At 70.1% G+C, this 17436-nt stretch carries 13 protein-coding genes; 8 read left to right on the top strand and 5 right to left on the bottom strand.

The annotated features are described in order from the left end of the window. The first annotated feature begins 218 nt into the window (after positions 1–218). The 3 genes from C0010_RS11300 to C0010_RS11290 all read left to right on the top strand — a co-directional run bounded on the left by C0010_RS11300 (position 219) and on the right by C0010_RS11290 (position 2356). Positions 219–971, top strand: a complete 753-nt coding sequence (locus tag C0010_RS11300) for an SDR family NAD(P)-dependent oxidoreductase (protein ID WP_105567196.1) — start codon at positions 219–221, stop codon at positions 969–971. 111 nt (positions 972–1082) lie between these two features. Then, the gene (locus C0010_RS11295; RefSeq protein ID WP_105567195.1) at positions 1083–1628 is read left to right on the top strand and encodes a PadR family transcriptional regulator; all 546 of its coding nucleotides are present in this window, start codon (positions 1083–1085) and stop codon (positions 1626–1628) included. Then, on the top strand, positions 1625–2356 hold the full coding sequence (locus C0010_RS11290; protein ID WP_105567194.1) for an alpha/beta fold hydrolase: 732 nt from the start codon (positions 1625–1627) through the stop codon (positions 2354–2356). Before C0010_RS11295 ends, C0010_RS11290 begins: the two co-directional genes overlap by 4 nt. 182 nt (positions 2357–2538) lie before the next feature. Here C0010_RS11290 and C0010_RS11285 read toward each other — a convergent pair whose 3' ends face one another. The 5 genes from C0010_RS11285 to C0010_RS11265 form a co-directional block, all read right to left on the bottom strand. Further along, positions 2539–3474 carry a 2-hydroxyacid dehydrogenase gene (locus C0010_RS11285; protein ID WP_105567193.1) on the bottom strand — a complete coding sequence of 312 codons (936 nt, stop codon included), beginning with the start codon at positions 3472–3474 and terminating at the stop codon, positions 2539–2541. A 178-nt stretch (positions 3475–3652) separates the two neighbouring features. Next, entirely contained in the window at positions 3653–8704 is a 5052-nt protein-coding gene (locus tag C0010_RS11280; RefSeq protein ID WP_105567192.1) for a lamin tail domain-containing protein, read from the bottom strand. Positions 8705–8909: 205 nt separating this feature from the next. Beyond that, on the bottom strand, positions 8910–9614 hold the full coding sequence (gene purQ, locus C0010_RS11275; RefSeq protein WP_105567191.1) for a phosphoribosylformylglycinamidine synthase subunit PurQ: 705 nt from the start codon (positions 9612–9614) through the stop codon (positions 8910–8912). After that, positions 9611–9859 carry a phosphoribosylformylglycinamidine synthase subunit PurS gene (gene purS / locus C0010_RS11270; protein ID WP_105567190.1) on the bottom strand — a complete coding sequence of 83 codons (249 nt, stop codon included), beginning with the start codon at positions 9857–9859 and terminating at the stop codon, positions 9611–9613. Before purS ends, purQ begins: the two co-directional genes overlap by 4 nt. A gap of 132 nt (positions 9860–9991) precedes the next feature. Beyond that, complete coding sequence (locus tag C0010_RS11265; RefSeq protein WP_105567189.1) at positions 9992–10963, bottom strand: DUF308 domain-containing protein; 972 nt, start codon at positions 10961–10963, stop codon at positions 9992–9994. Positions 10964–11428: 465 nt separating this feature from the next. Between C0010_RS11265 and C0010_RS11260 the strand changes: the two genes are divergently transcribed. The 5 genes from C0010_RS11260 to C0010_RS11240 all read left to right on the top strand — a co-directional run bounded on the left by C0010_RS11260 (position 11429) and on the right by C0010_RS11240 (position 17270). Next, complete coding sequence (locus C0010_RS11260) at positions 11429–12703, top strand: ABC transporter substrate-binding protein (protein WP_105567188.1); 1275 nt, start codon at positions 11429–11431, stop codon at positions 12701–12703. Positions 12704–12711: 8 nt separating this feature from the next. Further along, positions 12712–13773 carry a carbohydrate ABC transporter permease gene (locus tag C0010_RS11255; RefSeq protein ID WP_105567187.1) on the top strand — a complete coding sequence of 354 codons (1062 nt, stop codon included), beginning with the start codon at positions 12712–12714 and terminating at the stop codon, positions 13771–13773. Then, positions 13770–14666 carry a carbohydrate ABC transporter permease gene (locus C0010_RS11250; protein WP_105567186.1) on the top strand — a complete coding sequence of 299 codons (897 nt, stop codon included), beginning with the start codon at positions 13770–13772 and terminating at the stop codon, positions 14664–14666. The genes C0010_RS11255 and C0010_RS11250 overlap by 4 nt, the downstream gene beginning before the upstream one ends. After that, a complete protein-coding gene (locus C0010_RS11245; RefSeq protein ID WP_105567185.1) occupies positions 14663–16099 on the top strand; it encodes a GH1 family beta-glucosidase in 1437 nt (478 codons plus the stop codon). Before C0010_RS11250 ends, C0010_RS11245 begins: the two co-directional genes overlap by 4 nt. Before the next feature lie 136 nt (positions 16100–16235). Beyond that, positions 16236–17270 carry a LacI family DNA-binding transcriptional regulator gene (locus C0010_RS11240; RefSeq protein WP_232531920.1) on the top strand — a complete coding sequence of 345 codons (1035 nt, stop codon included), beginning with the start codon at positions 16236–16238 and terminating at the stop codon, positions 17268–17270. Positions 17271–17436 lie beyond the last annotated feature (166 nt).

Genomic DNA, 17436 nt, shown 5'->3' with positions numbered 1-17436 from the left:
GTTCCCCGCGGCGGGGAGCGGCTCGGGGCGCAGCGCGGGCGTTCAGCGAACCGATAAGTATTCAATCAGCCGGATGCCGGGAGCCGGCTCCGTACCGGTGGGGATGCCGGGATTCATCCGGTCGCGAACCGTACCCGACGGGCGGCGCAGGCGTACGATGGAATGAGGGATTCATGCAGACGCATGGATTCGAATCGCGTGGAACCGGAGGTTCAGCAATGGCATTCGAAGGCAAGGTCGCACTGGTCACGGGCGGCGGCTCCGGCATCGGCGAGGCGACCGCCAAGGATCTCGCGTCGCTCGGTGCGAAGGTCGTCGTCACCGACATCAACCTCGAGGCGGCGCAGCGCGTCGTCGATGAGATCGCCGAGGCGGGCGGCGAGGCCGCGGCCGTCCAGGGCAACACGGCCGTCGCCGCCGACAGCGAGAAGGCCGTTGCCTTCGCCGTCGAAACGTACGGCAAGCTCAACTACGCCGTGAACAACGCGGGCATCGGCGGCGCGTCCGCTCCGGTCGGCGAGATGGACACCGACGCGTGGGACGCGGTGGTGGGCATCAACCTCAACGGCGTCGCGTACGGCATGCGCTACCAGATCCCGGCGATGCTCGCCGCGGGCGCCGAGGAGTCGGCGATCGTCAACATGGCGTCGATCCACGGCACCGTCGCCGCCCCGGGCAACGCGGCCTACACCGCCACGAAGCACGCGGTCGTGGGCGTGACCAAGAACGCCGCGGCCGAGTACGGCCCCCAGGGCCTGCGCGTCAACTCTGTCGGCCCCGGCTACATCGACACCCCGCTGCTCGCGGGTGCGCCCGCCGAGGTGAAGGACGGCCTTGTCGCCAAGCACCCGCTGGGCCGCCTCGGAAGGCCGGAGGAGATCGCGAAGGTCATCCGGTTCCTGCTCTCCGACGACGCCTCCTTCGTCACGGGTTCCTACTACCTCATCGACGGCGGCTACACCGCCGTCTGACGCACCAGACGAGAGCGCCGGCCCCGACTCGGGGTCGGCGCTCTCGTCGTTCCCGGCTCCGGATGTGCGCCACTAGTTGACTTATCGACTAGCGAAGCGCACACTGGCCGCATGATCCTCGCGCGCATCATCCTCGGGTTCCTCGCTGTGCAGCCCATGACGGGGTACGACCTCACGCGCGCGTTCGCATCATCGGCGACGTACTTCTGGTCGGCCGACAAGGCGCAGATCTACCGCACGCTCGTGAAGCTTGTCGCCGACGGGTACGCGCGCATCGAGACGGTGCCGGGCACGGATGCCCCGGATCGCGTCGTGCACCACCTCACGGCGGCCGGGCGCGAAGCGCTCGACGCGTGGCTCGCGTCGGACCCCGACCGGCAACCGGAGCGGGACGCGTTCCTCGCGCGGATCTTCTTCGCGGGCGACCTCGACGGCGCCGACCTGATCCGCGTCATCTGTGCGCGTCGAGCCGACGCGATCTCGGTGCGCGACGAGCTGCGGGGCGTGAGGGTGCGCACGCCCCATCCGGATCCCCGCGCGGACCGCGCGAGCTGGCTGCGGTCGATGACGCTCGAGCAGGGGATCCGCGACCACGAAGCGCACATCGACTGGCTCGACGAGCTGCTCGCCGGGATCCTCGAAGGGGAGAAGAGATGAAGCGACCCGTGATGTTCCTGCACGGCGGCAACGTCGGCGGCTGGATCTGGGAGCCCCAGACCGCCGCGCTCGACGACCGCCTCGCGCTCGCCCCCGACCTTCCCGGGTATCGGTCGCGCCGGGGCGACGAATGGATCGGCTTCGACGCGGTCGCCGACCGGATCGCCGAGGCGATCGACCAGGAGGCGGGCGAGCCCGTCGACCTCGTCGGGCTGTCCCTCGGCGGTATCACGGCTCTGCACCTCGCGGCCCGCCACCCGGATCGCGTGGCCTCCGTGTTCGTCACGGGTGCATCCGTTCTGCCGTACACGTGGCGGATGCGCGCCGTGAACCGCGTAGCGCTGGCGCTCTGGAACCGGCGGTTCTACTGGGCCGGCACCGCGCGCCAGTTCGGGCTGCGGGGAACCGAGGCCGACGAGTTCCTCGCTACCGCGCCGCCGGCCACGCGCGAGAACATCCGCGCACAGCTCGTCGAGGTCTATCCGGGGCGGCTCATCGCGCCCGAGCGCATCACCGCCCCGATCATGGCGGTGGCCGGCGAGAAGGAGATCCCCTACTTCTTCGACTCGATACGAGCGATCCGCGCGGCCTCGCCGCGTGCGCAGACGGGCCTCGCGCCCGGAATGCACCACGCGTGGAACGGGGAGGATCCCGACCTCTTCAACCGCATCCTGCGCACGTGGCTCGACGAGCGCACGGCGCATCCGGAGCTCCTGCCGCTGCCCTGAGCGCCGCCCGCCGCCGCCCGGCCGCCCGACCCACGCCGCCCGGCCGCCCGCTCGCCGCCGCCCCGGCCGCTCGCCGGTGTCACCGCCGACCCACTCCTGTCGCCGTCGCAGATTCTGCGCTTCAGATCGCGTTCAGAACGCGTTCGTTGCGACCGCGACGGGGGCGGCGACTTGAGGGCGAGTCAGTCGTTCAGCACGACGTTGATGGGGCGCTCGCCGCGGGCGAGGCGGCCGGCCTGCTCGGCGACGAGCTTCGCGACGCGGCCGAACATCGCCCGGCTGATGCCGCCGGCGTGGGGCGTGACGATCGCGTTCGGCAGCGACCACAGCGGGTGATCGGCCGGAAGCGGCTCCGGATCGAACACATCGCTCGCCATCCGGAGCCGTCCGCGCCGGAGGTGGTCGACGAGCGCGTCGGTGTCGACGCTCGTGCCGCGGCCGACGTTGACGACGAGGGCGTCGTCAGGCAGGGAGCTCAGCAGCGCGTCGTCGACGATGTGGCGCGTCGCCGGGCCGCCGGGGAGTGCGTTGATCAGGATGTCGGCCGTCGCGGCGAGCTCGTGGAGCTCGGAGATCGCGCGCACTTCGACGCCGCCTTCCGCGCGGGCGCGCGAGGCGACGGGCACGACCTCGACCTCGAAGGGAGCGAGGCGGGCGGCGATCGCCTTGCCGACGCCGCCGTAGCCGAGGAGGACCACGCGGCGGTCGGAGAGCCCGCGCGACCAGGTCTTGCCCCATTCGGCGCGATCCTGCTGGCGCACGAAGTCGGCCAGCTGGCGCTGCGCCATGAGCAGCAGCCCGATCGTCAGCTCGGCCGTCGCGGTCTCGTGCACGCTCGCGGCGTTGGCGAACGGCAGGCCGTCGGGCAGGTACTCCTCGACGCCGTCGTAGCCGATCGACTGGCCCTGAACGAGCCGCGGGCCCAGCGCGGCGAAGTGGCCGGGCATCGAACCGACCTCCGACATGTACGGCATCACCACCATGTCGGCGCGCTCGACGGGCGGGGCGTCCTCATTCGGCCACACCACGACCTCGATGCCGAGCGCCGGGTCGAGCCTCGCCCTCACGTCGTTCGCGAGGTGCTCGGTCGGAACGGTGACGATGAGGTGCTCTGCCATGGTCCAACGCTAGCCGACGCTGCGCGCGGCCCGTCGTGCACAGCGCAGGAGCTCCTCCACCGGCGGAGCACGTCGGCCGCGGAATCAGGGGAGTGGGCTCCGGTGACCCGCGCGGATCGACTGCGTTGGGTATGCGCGGGTGTCCGAGGGGGCGGGGTCAGAATCCCGCCCCCTCGGGTCACCGAAGCGCTCGGCGCCGGATGAGCAGCCAGGCTCCGAGGCCGAGCAGCGCGATGCCGCTGACGCCGAGCACGCCGACGGCGACCGTCCCTCCGGTTACGGCGAGCTCACCGTGACCGGAAGCGTCGGCGTCGCCGCTCTGGCTCGAGGCGGCGGTGCCGGACGGCCCGGCGTCGGCGTCGTCACCGCCACCCGAGCCTCCGTCATCGGCGCCGTCGGTTCCGGCGTCGTCCGAACCGCTGCCGTCCGAGCCGCCGTCGGTTCCGGCGTCTTCCGAATCGCCGTCGGTTCCGGTGCCGCCCGACCCGTCAGAGTCGGTGCCGGTGTCGTCCGTGCTGTCGCCACCGTCGTCGCCGGCTCCGTCCGATCCGGTGTCGTCGGTTCCGTCAGTTCCGGTGTCGTCGGTGCCGTCCGATCCGGTGTCGTCGGTTCCGGTGTCGTCGGTGCCGTCCGAACCGTCGTCGCTGGACCCGTCGTCCCCGGTGCCGTCCGAACCGCCGTCGTCGGAACCGTCGTCACCGGTCCCGTCGGAGTCGTCGTCCGCAGCCGTCACCTCGAGCTCGGCCTCCTGCAGAACGTCTCCCGACGCGGCGCGCAGCATGTACCCGCCCGGCGACGTGCCGGCCGGGATCGTGAGGCCGCCCGTCGCGGCACCGTCTGCGTCGGTCGTGAGCGTGCCGATCGGGGCGTCGGCGGCCAGGACCGCGGCCACGAGCGCCGGTTCGGCGGCGCCGGTCGGGCCCACGAGCGAAAACTCGACCAGGTCATCCGGCGGGAACCCGGTCACGCTCACGCGCACGGTCTCGCCCGCCGACACCGACTCGGCGCCGAGCGCCAGGTTCGGGTCGACGGGGTCGGGGGTCGGCTCCTCGTCGCTCTCGACCAGCGCGAACGTCTGCACGGGCGAGTCATCGACACCGCCGTGCACATCGGTGGTGTGGACGTACCAGCCGTAAGCGCCCGGCTCCTCCAGGGCCCACGTCGCCGTCGCGACGCCGCCCGAGGCGACGCCCTGGTGCAGGCCGATCTCGGTCGTGCCGAGGATCTCGGCCGTGAACCCCGTGGTCGCGAGCCGCTTCTCGGTCACCCGGATGCCGAGGTCGGCATACGAGATCACGAAGTCCTGGTCGGCGTTCGGGTCCTCGCCGTCTGCGAGAAGCGACGCCTCATCCGAGTTGTAATCGGCGAGCGAAGGCGAGAACGTGCGCACGCGCATGTCCTGACCCACGTTGTCGAACTGCATCAGGCGCAGGTAGCCGAGGCCACCCTCCGGCAGGCCCTGGTAGTCGAACAGCATCGAGTGCACCTTGCGGTCGTTCGCGCCGTCGCCGTCGTCGTCGAACTCATCGACGCGAGTGAACGCGTCGTGGTAGTGGCCCGACATCACCATCTTGACGTTCGGGTTCGTCGCGACGACCTCGTCCAGGATCTGCTGCGGCACGGGGCCGAGGCCGCCCGTCGTCAGCAGGAACTCGTGCAGGTCGATGATCGCCACCCGCTCGGGGTAGCGCGCCAGCACGTCGTTCATCCACTCGAGGGCGTTCGGCTGCGGGTCCCAGCCCATGTACACCGTGATGAAGTCGATCCCGCCCGCTGTGAACAGGTCGTAGTGCCCGCGGTTGTTCTCGAAATCGCCCCCGTACCAGGGGTTGGACGAGTATCGGTCCGCGCCGAAGTGCGTGCCGAAGTTCGTGTAGTCGCTGACGCCGTGGCCGACGTCGTGGTTGCCGGCGAGCACGCCGTACGGCAGGCCCGCGTCGTCGAGGCGCTGGTACTGCGGGTCGGCGTTCTCCCACTGGTAGGGCTGGTCGTAGTCGTCGACGACGTCGCCCGTGTGGAACATGTACTGGATGTTCTGCGCCTCGCGCTGGTCCAGCACGTAGTCGTGGATCGCCTCCTGGTGCTGCGTGAACTCCTCGTTGTAGTACTGCGTGTCCGACTCCCAAGCGAGCGTGAAGTCGTACTCGCCGCGAGGGGTGTCCTCCTCGTGGTGCGCCGTCACATCGCTCTCGCGGGTCGACAGGTCCTCGCCCGCGAATCCCTCCGAGTGCTGCACGAGCGCCGTGACGGTGCCGTCGACCGCGAACTCGCTCAGCGGTGCCGAGCCCGTCAGGGCGAATTCCTCGCCGTCCTCGGCGGTCGCGTGCCGGTCGAGCTCCGCCCAGCCCGAACCATCCGCGCGCAGGCCGTACAGGATGATCTGGGCATCGGCGTTCGCCGTTCCCTCCCAGCTGACACGAGCGGACGCATCCGGCTCGGCGTCATCCGGAACCTCGATCTCGAAGACCTGGTACGGCAGCCCGGACGAGGTGGCCACGGGGTCGAGACCCGTCGTGACGGCGAGGTCGTCGGCGGCGAGCGCACCGCCGTCGAGCAGACCGTCCGCCCCCGTTCCCTCGCCGCCCGCGGCGCGGATGCCCTCGTCGCCGAGCCGCTCGACGCTGCCCGTGCGGAACGACGCGTCGAGCACGTCGTCGGTCGGGTCGTTCAGCGTCGCCTGCAGGATGACGTCTCCGGCCGGCACCTCGGAGCCGTCGTCGGGCGCGAAGCCGTCGGCGCCGGGGTTCTCCTCCGGGATGACGAAGACCACCGTCTTGGCCGACGAGTTCCCGACGGAGTCGGTCGCGACGACGTGGAAGGCGTGCTCGCCTGCATCGAGCGTCGTCGAGTCGGTCGTGTGGCCGAGCTCGATGCGCTCGCCGTCGAGGTACGCGACGGTCTCGACCGGCGAGGCGTCGCCGACCTCGGCGTCGAGCGCGAACTCGCCCTGATACGCCCTGCCGTCCTCGACGGACGGGACGATCTCGGGGGCCGTGTTGTCGACGACGACGGTCGCCGCTGCCTCATCGGTGCCGTCGGTCGCGGTGACGGTGTGCTCCCCGTCGTCGACCGCTGTCGTGTCCCAGTCGTTCGCGACGGCCGTGAACGCGTCCTCGGGCAGCGCGAACTCGCTGGTGAAGTAGTCGTTCTTGCCCGTGCTGTCGCCCATCTGGATGATCTGGGTCGGGTCGGCGTATCCGTCGGGCCGCAGCGTCCTGCCGTCGGGCAGCACCAGGCGCATCCCGGAGATCACGAAGTCGTCGTTGTTCTCGCCCTCGTCGATCCACGGGCCCGCCTTCGTCCCGGCCCAGACGTCGACTGCCAGCGGCTCGCCCTCGGCGATGTGCGACAGCGGCACGGGAACGGCGATCGTCTCCGTCTTCTCGTACGTGCCCTCGTCGAAGATGTGCAGCACCTCCTCGCCGATGCGCACGCCGTTGCGGAAGTAGAAGTCGGTCTGCGAGGTCTCGAAGACGAACTGCGGCGCATCCTCCAGCGACGCGTAGGTCTCGACGGCTTCGCCGTCGATCGACAGCTCGATCGGCGAAGGGTAGGCGTCGCCCGACGCCGCGACGGTGGAGGTGCCGCCGACGATGTCGCCGTCCGCGACGCTCAGGCGCACGGCCGCATCGTCGGAGCCCGCCACGCTGACGCGGCGCGGCTCGGTGGTGACGGTGTGGGTGCCGTCGCTCGCGGTCACGGTGTACTCGTACCAGCTCTTGCCGGTGACGTCGGCCGCGGCGACCGCGTACGCGTAGTCGTCCGCGTCCTCGGCGCGCAACAGGTTCACGGTGCGGGGTTCGTCGTCGATGTCGTTGCGCAGCTCGACGGACACGGTGCTGACGCGGATGTCGTCGGTCACGCCCAGGTCGAGCCTCAGCGGCTCGCCCTCGGCGACCTCGGCGGCCGTGCGGTCCTCGATGACCGGTTCCGCCGCATCCGGCGCCCGCACGACGAGCCCCCCTGGCACCTGGTCGACCTGCACGCGCCCGGGGGAGGCGGGCAGCGGGTCGATCATCTCCTGCAGGGTCGCGTCGTCTGTGGGGGCGTACCGGATGCCGCGGTTCGCGGCGACGTCGCCGGGCGGCGTGCCCGGCATGTTGTAGTAGGCGCGGTTGACCTCGATGCCGGTATTGGTGCGGATCGCGATGCCGCGGGGCGACCCGTTCGCCATGCCGGCGGAGTCGATCTCGACCAGGTCCTCGCCGAGCACGGCATCGGAGGAGTACTGGCTGTTGAAGTCGCCGTCGGTGAGGTGGTCGTTGTTGCCGTTCTTGACCCAGAGCACGAGCGCCTCGCCCGCGGGGATCGTGACGTCGGCGGGCTCGGCCGGCCACAGCGCCTCGTTCGTGTTGACCTCGGTGTCCTGCGGGTACAGGTAGCTGAGCGCGTACTCGCCGAAGTCGACGGGCTCGCTCGACGCGTTGAAGACCTCGATGAACTCGAATCCGTCGCTGCCGCCGACGTTCGTCGAGTCGGGCACGAGCTCGGTGACCTGCAGCTCCGCGCCGGCGGCATCCGGGTCGGGCTCGAGGTCGGCGACGTCGTCCGGGGTGTCGTCCTCGGCCGGTTCGCCCGGCGTGAGCTGCTCCGCGTCGACGGCGCCGGGCGTGTACTCGGCCTGCTGGCGGAACACCTGCGAAGCGACCCCGGACGCCGCGGGCGCGCGGAAATCGACCCCGGCGGCCTGGGCGGCCGAGCCAGCGGGGTAGTGCGACCACGTGAGGTTGCCGGACGCGTTGTTCACCCGCACGGTGCGTCCTCCGCCGTTCGCGAAGCCGTTCTGCCCCGTGACGCGCACGACCTGCGTGTCGGCGGCGGCGCCCGTGTGCGCGCGGAAGTCGTCGAACGAAGCGGAGTAGGAGTCGACCTTCCCCGTCGTGTAGCTCAGCCACAGCACGACCGACTCGCCGGCGGCCAGGGTGACGTCGGCCTCGAGCTCGAGCGGGATGTTCGTGCCTGAGTCGCCGGAGTCGTCGTACGCATACGAGAACGTGATGCCCGCGTCGGCGAGCGAGAGCTCGGCGCCGGACGTGTTCGTCACCTCGAAGTATTCGAAGTGGTCGTCGCCGGCGTTGTCGGGCACGATCTCCGAGACGAAGACGGGCGGCGCGGGTTCCGCCGCGAGGGCGGGCACGGCGGCGAGGCTGAGCGTCGAGACGAGCAATGCGCCGGCCGTCGAGAGCGCGGCGGCGCGGACGGATCTGCGCGGGGTCGGGGAAGCGGTCATGGGCTCTTCCGTCGGAGGGAGCCGCGAAGCGGCCGGACCTTCGCACGCTAGGAGGGCCGCGTAGCGCCGGGATGAACGCCAGGTGACGGGAGTCGGGGACAATCAGCGTCGCCGGCGCTGATCGTGAGCCTATTTCTTCATTTCTGGCACATCTCCTGGGGTGACCACCACCGGAGATGTGCCAGAAATGAAGAGTTGCGCGAAGTCAGGCCGCGGCGAGCGTTGCGCGCAGTGCGCTCGTGAAGAACTTCAGGCCGTCGACGCCCGAGCGCATTGCGGCGGGGGTCGCGGGGCCGAAGCCCGGCTCGACCGCGTGCTCGGGGTGGGGCATGAGGCCGACGACGTTGCCGCGCGCGTTCGTGACGCCGGCGATGTCGCCCAGCGAACCGTTCGGGTTCACGCCGAGGTAGCGGAACGCCACCTGGCCCTCGCCCTCGAGGCGCGCGAGCGTCTCGGCATCGGCGGTGTAGCCGCCGTCGGCGTTCTTCAGGGGGATGATGATCTCTTCACCGGCGCTGAACTCGTTCGTCCACGCCGTCTCGGCGTTCTCGACACGCAGCCGCTGGTCGCGCCGGATGAACTGCTGGTGGGCGTTGCGGATCAGGCCGCCCGGCAGCAGGTGCGCTTCGACGAGCATCTGGAAGCCGTTGCAGATGCCGAGCACGGGAACGCCCTGGGCGGCCGCCGCCTTGACCTCGGCCATGATCGGTGCGTGGGCCGCGATCGCGCCGGCGCGCAGGTAGTCGCCGTACGAGAAGCCGCCGGGCAGCACGATCGCGTCGACGCCGTCGAGGTCGTGCGAGCCGTGCCAGAGGGCGACGGGCTCGGCGCCCGCGATCTTGATCGCGCGTCGGGCGTCGCCGTCGTCGAGCGAACCCGGGAAGGTGATGACGCCGACGCGGGCGGTCATTCCGCGACCTCGATGCCCACGACGTCCTCGATGACCTGGTTCGAGAGCACGTCCTCGGCGATCTTCTTCGCCTCCGCGAGGACATCGTCGGTCACGGGGCCGTCGACCGTCAGCTCGACGCGCTTGCCGATGCGGACGTTCTGGAAGGAGCCGTGCCCGAGGCGGGCGAGCGAACCGGTGACCGCCTTGCCCTGGGGGTCCAGGAGCTCGGCCTTGGGCATGACGTCGACGACGATGGTGGGCATTGAGGAGCTCCGGATGTCGCGGGAAGGTGTGCGCTCACATCTTATCCGGGCGTGCCGACATCCGGCGACCTGCTCGGCAAGGCCGAAGCGGCCCGGCCCCATGAGGGGCCGGGCCGCTTCGGGTCGGCGTCGTTACGGCAGCGAGACGAACACGTCGTCGCCGAGGAAGCCGGGGGTGACGCGGATCAGACCGTCGAGGTCGTCAGGAACGAGCAGCGCGACCTTGCCCGTGGCGGATCCGCCGTCGTACAGCTCGGCGGATGCGTCGAAGCCGTCGTCGAGGATGACGATGTTGGTCAGCGAATCGCTCACCGAGCCGTCGGCGCCGACGTACGCGAACTGGACCTCGGCCGCATAGCCGGACTCTTCGCCGTGGTACGTCACGGTCGGCGTGAACTCGATCCAGACCTCGCCATCGCCGGGTGCGTCGTTGATGCCGTTCGCGGCGACGTCGTCGTTCGCATTCGGCACGAAGTCGGCGAGCGTGACGGTCCAGTCGTCGTTCTCGATCGTGGCGTCGAACGAGACGGGGTTCTCGCGCGTGCCCTGTTCGCCCGACGCGTCGTCCGCCGAGTCATCCGGTGCGGCGTCCTCTGCGTCGTCGGCAGCGCCCTCGTCCTCTGCGGGCGCTTCGGTCACGGTGGTCTCGCCGCCCGAGGCTTCGTCGAAGGCCTCGTCGAAAGCGCCGACAACGAGCGTCGTGAACACGATGCCGGCCACGATCGGACCGACGATCCCGAGGATCAGACCCGTGAGGCCCATCCACTTGCTCTTCCCCTTCAAGCAGAGCGCGATGATTCCCAGGATGAACGCGGCGGGCAGCAGGATCCAGGCGACGATGAGCGCGCCGGGGATGAACGCGAACACGAAGCCGACGACGCCCAGGATCAGCGAGATCAGGCCGACCGTGTTCTTCTCTTTCGGCTGCTGGGGAGGCAGCCCGCCGTGCGGCGGAACGGGTGCACCCGGGTGGTTCGGCGGCGGAGCGTAGCCGCCGGGAGTCGGGCCTCCCTGGGGCGCGCCGCCCGGGGGAATCGGTGCGCCGCCGCCCGGCGGAACAGGCCCATTGGGCGGCGGCGTCTGTCCCGTGTTGTCGAAGCTCATGTTCTCCTCCTGAAGACCCGGTGCGCACGTGCGGATCGCACTCTTCGGCCGTTTGCGTACGTCGATTCCTACACGCAGCGGATCCGCCGCGGTTCGTAGGTCACCCGATTCGGATGGGCGATCGGCGGCAGCTGAATGCCATCGCGTCGAACGATATGCCGGATGTACGACATTGGCGAACTTCCGCGCGTCCGCGCGTTTCTCGGCGCCGGTATTCGCGCGTCCCTTCGCGCAGATCGCCCCGGAAGCGCCGGCGAGGCAGATCCCCGTCGCAGGGAGCACAAGCCGTGCGGTGCCGCCGGATACGTTTCGATCACGGCCTTGACATCTGTGGGAGCGCTCCCATAAGTTGTCCCGCAGAAGGTGTGGGAGCGCTCCCACGTAGCGCTCGTCGCACCGATCACGCACTGACGATTCCGACAACGGCCCCGATCCGGGGCCCTACCACCACAAGGGAGTGGACAAGTGATCACACGCACCAACCGACGTGCCGCAGCCGGCGCGGCAGTCGTCGCGGCCGGGGCCCTCGCGCTCACGGGCTGCGGCGGAGGCGACGGAGGAGAAGAGGCGGCCGCCGACCCGGATGCCCCGGTCGAGCTGAGCGTCGCGACGTTCAACGATTTCGGCTACACCGACGAGCTTCTCCAGGAGTACATGGACGAGCACCCCAACGTCACGATCGTGCACAACAAGGCGGCCACGAGCGACGACGCGCGCGCGAACTACTTCCAGAAGCTCGGCAGCGGCGGCCTCAGCGACATCGAAGCCGTCGAGATCGACTGGATGCCCGAGCTCATGGAGTACTCCGACATGCTCGCCCCCGTCCCCGACGACCTGAAGGGCCGCTGGCTCGACTGGAAGGAGGCCCAGGCGACCGACCCCGACGGCAACCTCATCGGCTACGGCACTGACATCGGCCCCGAATCGGTCTGCTACCGCGCCGACCTGTTCGCCGAGGCGGGCCTGCCGACCGACCCCGAGGAGGTCGCCGGTCTGTTCACCACGTGGGACGACCTGTTCGCCACGGGCCAGGAGTACGTCGACGAGACGGGCAAGCCGTTCCTCGACTCGGCGAGCTCGGTGCTGCAGGCGCTGATCAACCAGCAGGACGAGACCTTCGAATCCGCGGACGGCGAGGTCATCGCCACCGAGAACCCGGCCGTCGAGGACGTCTACTCCACGACCGTCGAGAAGGGCATCCCGATCGCGGCCTATCCCGACCAGTGGAGCGAGGACTGGTACGCCGCGATGGCGAACGGCGAGTTCGCCGCCGCGCTGTGCCCGCCGTGGTTCCTCGGCATCATCGAGGGCGAGGCCCCCGACATCACCGACTGGAACATCGCCAACGTGTTCCCCGGCGGCGGTGGCAACTGGGGCGGTTCGTTCCTCACGGTTCCCGCCGACGGCGCGAACGTCGAGGCCGCTCAGGAGCTCGCCGCCTGGCTGTCCTCGCCCGAGACGCAGGTGAAGGCGTTCCAGAACGCCGGCACCTTCCCGAGCCAGGTCGACGCCTACGAAGACCCGGCACTGACCGACTACACCAGCGACTACTTCAACGGTGCGCCCGTCGGCCAGATCGGCATCGAACGTGCAGAAGCGGTCGAGGTCGAGCCGTACAAGGGCCCGATGTACTTCCAGCACCGCGACGCACTCAACAGCGCGGTGACGCGCGTCTTCAACGGAACGGAGTCCGAAGAAGAGGCCTGGGACTCCTGGGTCGACGAAGTCTCGAGCTTCTGAGGCGCCGGATGACGCTGCAGGACACGCGGCCGGGAGGGCGCAGCCCGCTCTCCCGGCCTGACCGCACCGACGCGCCCGAACGCCCCATCCGGGTGCTGTCGTTCTCCCAGAAGCTCAGTCGATGGGACCTCAAGGTCTCGCCGTACCTCTACATCTCACCGTTCTTCATCGTCTTCGCGGTCGTCGGCCTGTTCCCGATCGCCTACACGGCCGTGATCTCGTTCATGGACTGGGACCAGGTGCGCGGCGAGGGCGAGTTCATCGGCTTCGACCAGTACCTGTGGATCCTCGGCCAGGAGAAGTTCTGGATCGCCCTGCGCAACACGTTCAGCATCTTCCTGCTGTCGTCGATTCCGCAGATCATCCTGGCCCTATTCATCGCCTCGGCTCTCGACCGCAACATCCGCGCCAAGACGTTCTGGCGGATGAGCTCCCTGCTGCCCTACGTGGTCGCACCGATCGCGGTCGGACTGATCTTCAACGCGCTGTTCGCCGACCAGTCCGGCACCGTCAACCAGTGGCTGCAGTTCTTCGGGATCCCCGCGATCCCGTGGCACGTCGAGCCGTTCTGGAGCCATGTCGCGATCGCGACGATGGTCAACTATCGGTGGACGGGCTACAACGCCCTGATCCTCCTCGCAGCGATGCAGGCGATCCCGCGCGACTACTACGAGGCCGCGCACGTCGACGGCGCGGGCTCGTTCCGACAGTTCTGGAGCATCACGCTGCCGTCGCTGAAGCCGACCCTGATCTTCGTGATCATCACCTCGACGATCGGCGGCCTCCAGATCTTCGAGGAGCCGCAGACGTTCGACCAGTACGGCCAGGGCGGGCCCGCCTCGCAGTGGCTCACGATCACCCTCTACCTGTACGACATCGGCTGGGGGCAGTGGGACTTCGGCCGCGCATCGGCGCTGGCCTGGCTGCTCTTCATCATCATCGTCCTGATCGGCGTGATCAATCTCGCCGTCACCCGCGCGCTCGTGCGCGACGAAGGCTCACGCGGCGGGCTGTCGCGAGCGGAACGGCGCGCCCGCGCGCGGGCGGCACGGAAGGAGGCTCGGCGATGACGCAGACGCTCGACACCCACGCCATCACCACGGCACCGGATGCACGGGGCCGCAGGCACAACCGCATCCGGGGCATGCGGCCCGGCTTCTGGACCTACGCGGGCCTCGGCGTCGTGCTGATCGCGAGCGTGTTCCCGCTGTACTTCTCGTTCCTGATCGGCTCGGGCGACTCGACGACGCTGCGCGATCCGAACAAGTCGTGGATCCCCGGCGGCAACTTCTTCGAGAACGCGGCGGCGGTCGTCAGCGACCCGTCAGTGAACTTCTGGAAGGCGCTGTGGAACAGCATCTGGAGCTCGACCCTCATCGCGATCAGCGTCGTGACGTTCTCGACGCTCGCGGGCTGGGCCTTCGCGAAGCTCCGCTTCCGGGGCTCGAGCATCCTCCTCGCGTTCGTGGTCGCGACGATGGCGGTGCCGCAGCAGCTCGGCGTCGTTCCGCTCTACATCCTGTTCAGCGAGATCGGCTGGACGGGTAAGGTCGGCGCGATCATCATCCCTTGCCTCGTCACGGCGTTCGGGGTGTTCTGGATGACGCAGTACCTGCGCCAGGCGGTTCCGGATGAGCTGATCGAGGCCGCGCGCGTCGACGGCGCGAGCATGCTGCGCACGTTCTGGACGGTCGGCGTCACGGCCGCCCGCCCTGCCGCCGCGATGCTGTTCCTGTTCACGTTCGTGCAGGCGTGGAACAACTTCTTCTGGCCGTTCATCGTGCTCGACCGGCAGAACCCGACGCTGCCCGTCGCGCTGAGCCTGCTCCAGTCCAACCATTTCGTCGACTACTCGATCGTCCTCGCCGGCGTCGTGCTCGCGACCGTGCCCCTGCTGCTGCTGTTCGCAGTCGCGGGCAAGCAGCTGGTCAGCGGCATCATGGCCGGTGCGGTGAAGGGATGACCATGACCCGCCAGTTCCCGTCCGACTTCCTCTTCGGGGCCGCGACCGCGGCCTATCAGGTCGAGGGCGCCGCGTTCGAGGGCGGTCGCACGGCCTCCATCTGGGACGCCTTCAGCCGACATCCGGGCGCGGTCATCGACGCCGACAACGGCGACGTCGCGTGCGATCACTACCACCGATACCGCGACGACGTCGCGCTGATGCGCGAGCTCGGCCTCGGCAGCTACCGGTTCTCGACGTCGTGGTCGCGGGTGCGGCCCGACGGCGGGGCGGCGAACCCCGAGGGCGTCGACTTCTACTCGCGCCTGGTCGACGAGCTGCTCGAGGCCGGCATCACGCCGTGGCTGACGCTGTACCACTGGGACCTGCCGCAGGCGCTCGAGGAGCGCGGCGGCTGGGCTCATCGCGACACGGTCGGCCGCTTCGTCGAGTACGCCGCGACGATGCACGACGCGCTCGGCGACAGGGTCGACGTCTGGACGACCCTGAACGAGCCGTGGTGCTCGTCGTTCCTGTCCTACACGGCCGGTGCGCACGCGCCGGGGCGGCAGAACGTGCGGGACGGCCTGCTCGCGTCCCACCACCTGATGCTGGCGCACGGGCAGGCGGCACGCGAGCTGCGCCGCCGCGACGCGTCGCTCGAGGTCGGGCTGACGCTCAACCTCACGGTGGCAGACGCGGTCGACCCCGCCGATCCGGCCGACGTCGACGCGGCCCGCCGCATCGACGGGCAGTTCAACCGCTGGTTCCTCGACCCGATCCTGCGCGCTCAGTACCCGGATGACGTCGTCGCGGACATCCGGAACGTCGACGCGGAGGCGATGGCCGAGTTCGAGCGGGCCGTGCGCCCCGGCGACCTCGAGGCGATCTCGGCGCCGCTGGACTTCCTCGGCGTGAACTACTACCACGGCGAGTACGTCGGCGGGCGCCCGCCCGCGCGGCCGGTGCCGGGGGGCCAGGCGCCGACGTCGCGCGCGACGAGTTCGCCGTTCCCGTCGCACGACGGCATCCACTGGCACGACCGCGGGCTCCAGCGGACCAATATGGGCTGGGAGGTGCAGCCGGACGGGCTCACGCGTCTGCTCGAGCGGGTCGCGGAGGAGGCGCCCGGCGTGCCGCTGTACGTGACCGAGAACGGCGCGGCGTACGACGACGCCGTGGTCGGCGGCGAGGTGGATGACGCCGAGCGCGTCGCCTACCTGCGTTCGCACCTCGGCGCCGTGCTCGACGCCGTCGAGGCGGGTGTCGACGTGCGCGGCTACTTCTATTGGTCGCTCTTCGACAACTACGAGTGGGCGTGGGGCTACGCCAAGCGCTTCGGCATCGTGCACGTCGACTACGACACCCAGGTGCGCACCGTGAAGGCATCCGGCAGGGAGTACCAGCGGATGATCGCGGCGCGTGCGCTCGAAGCGGCGGAGAGCCGTGTCTGAGGTGGGGTCGGCCGTGCGGTGCGGGGCTCCGCGGAGCTCGGCTCCGCCCCGCGCGGCCGTCGGCGCCGCGACGCGGGCGCGTCCCGCACCGGACGATGCGGGTGCCGGGGGCCGATGAGGGCATACTGAAGCACGGATGAGCGAGGCGGGCGAGATGGCCGATCACGGCACGAAGACGGCGCAGGCGACGATCGAGCAGGTCGCCGCCCTCGCCGGGGTGTCGCGCTCGACGGTCTCGCGCGTGCTCGGCGGCGGCGAGCGCGTCAGCCCCGCGGCGCTCGAGGCCGTGCACGCCGCGATCGACGAGCTCAACTACGTGCCGAACCGCGCGGCCCGCACGCTCGCAACCCGGCAGACGCAGGCGATCGGCCTGGTCGTGCCCGAGGACACGACGCGCTTCTTCGGCGACCCGTTCTTCGCGGCGATCGTCTCGGGCATCCACTCGCGTCTGTCGCGCACCGAGCACGTCCTGAACCTCTTCATCGCGAGCGACGACGCGGGCGACAAGACGACGCGGTACCTGCGCAGCGGCAACGTCGACGGCGCGATCATCGTGTCGCACCACACGAGCAACACTTACATCGACCGCATTGCCGACGCCGTGCCCGTCGTGTTCGGCGGCCGCCCCGTGCGCGAGCGGCCCGGCGATTACTACGTCGACGTCGACAACGTCGCCGGCGGCGCGGACGCGACCGAGTACCTGATCTCGCGCGGTGCGCGCCGCATCGCCATGATCGCAGGCCCCGCAGACATGCCCGCCGGCATCGACCGCGTCGACGGTTATCGGCGCGCGCTCGCCTCGGCGGGCCTCCCGGACGGGCCCGTCGTCGCGGGCGACTTCACGCAGGCGGGCGGCGCCGCGGCTGCGCGGCGCCTCGTCGCGGACGGCGCCGAGTTCGACGCGCTTTTCGTCGCGAGCGACCTGATGGCGCGCGGCGCGCTCGAGGCGCTGCGCGACGCGGGCATCGCCGTGCCGGGCGACCTGAAGGTGATCGGTTTCGACGACTCGCCCATCGCGACCAACTCGGAGCCGCACCTGACGACGGTGCGACAGCCGTCCCGCCTCCAGGGCGAGACGATGACGGATGTGCTCCTGGCCCGCCTCCGAGGCGAGGACCCGCCACGGGTGACCACCCTCCCCACGGAGGTCGTGGTGCGTCAGACGGCGTGAGAACCCCGCCGCGGTGACAGGATCCGCGCTCTCCGGCGCGGCCGTTTCAGATTCTTAGTGCAACGCTCCTGATGGGGATGGGGTTGTTGATGGGTGTCGTGTTTGATTGGTCGGTCCGGTTGGCGGCGTATCGTGCGTTGATCGCGGGGACGCCTTCGATCAGGGT

The sequence above is a fragment of the Microbacterium halophytorum genome (assembly GCF_002970975.1).
GTDB classification, from domain to species: Bacteria; Actinomycetota; Actinomycetes; order Actinomycetales; family Microbacteriaceae; genus Microbacterium; species Microbacterium halophytorum.
Note: the sequence above shows the minus strand (reverse complement) of the source record. Positions and strands in the feature narration are given on the sequence as shown.

Bases quoted from the DNA above. Each gene is read 5' to 3' on its own strand.
- C0010_RS11300 (WP_105567196.1), top strand. From the start codon at position 219: ATGGCATTCGAAGGCAAGGTCGCACTGGTCACGGGCGGCGGCTCCGGC.
- C0010_RS11295 (WP_105567195.1), top strand. From the start codon at position 1,083: ATGATCCTCGCGCGCATCATCCTCGGGTTCCTCGCTGTGCAGCCCATG.
- C0010_RS11290 (WP_105567194.1), top strand. From the start codon at position 1,625: ATGAAGCGACCCGTGATGTTCCTGCACGGCGGCAACGTCGGCGGCTGG.
- C0010_RS11285 (WP_105567193.1), bottom strand. From the start codon at position 3,474: ATGGCAGAGCACCTCATCGTCACCGTTCCGACCGAGCACCTCGCGAAC.
- C0010_RS11280 (WP_105567192.1), bottom strand. From the start codon at position 8,704: ATGACCGCTTCCCCGACCCCGCGCAGATCCGTCCGCGCCGCCGCGCTC.
- purQ (WP_105567191.1), bottom strand. From the start codon at position 9,614: ATGACCGCCCGCGTCGGCGTCATCACCTTCCCGGGTTCGCTCGACGAC.
- purS (WP_105567190.1), bottom strand. From the start codon at position 9,859: ATGCCCACCATCGTCGTCGACGTCATGCCCAAGGCCGAGCTCCTGGAC.
- C0010_RS11265 (WP_105567189.1), bottom strand. From the start codon at position 10,963: ATGAGCTTCGACAACACGGGACAGACGCCGCCGCCCAATGGGCCTGTT.
- C0010_RS11255 (WP_105567187.1), top strand. From the start codon at position 12,712: ATGACGCTGCAGGACACGCGGCCGGGAGGGCGCAGCCCGCTCTCCCGG.
- C0010_RS11250 (WP_105567186.1), top strand. From the start codon at position 13,770: ATGACGCAGACGCTCGACACCCACGCCATCACCACGGCACCGGATGCA.
- C0010_RS11245 (WP_105567185.1), top strand. From the start codon at position 14,663: ATGACCATGACCCGCCAGTTCCCGTCCGACTTCCTCTTCGGGGCCGCG.
- C0010_RS11240 (WP_232531920.1), top strand. From the start codon at position 16,236: ATGAGCGAGGCGGGCGAGATGGCCGATCACGGCACGAAGACGGCGCAG.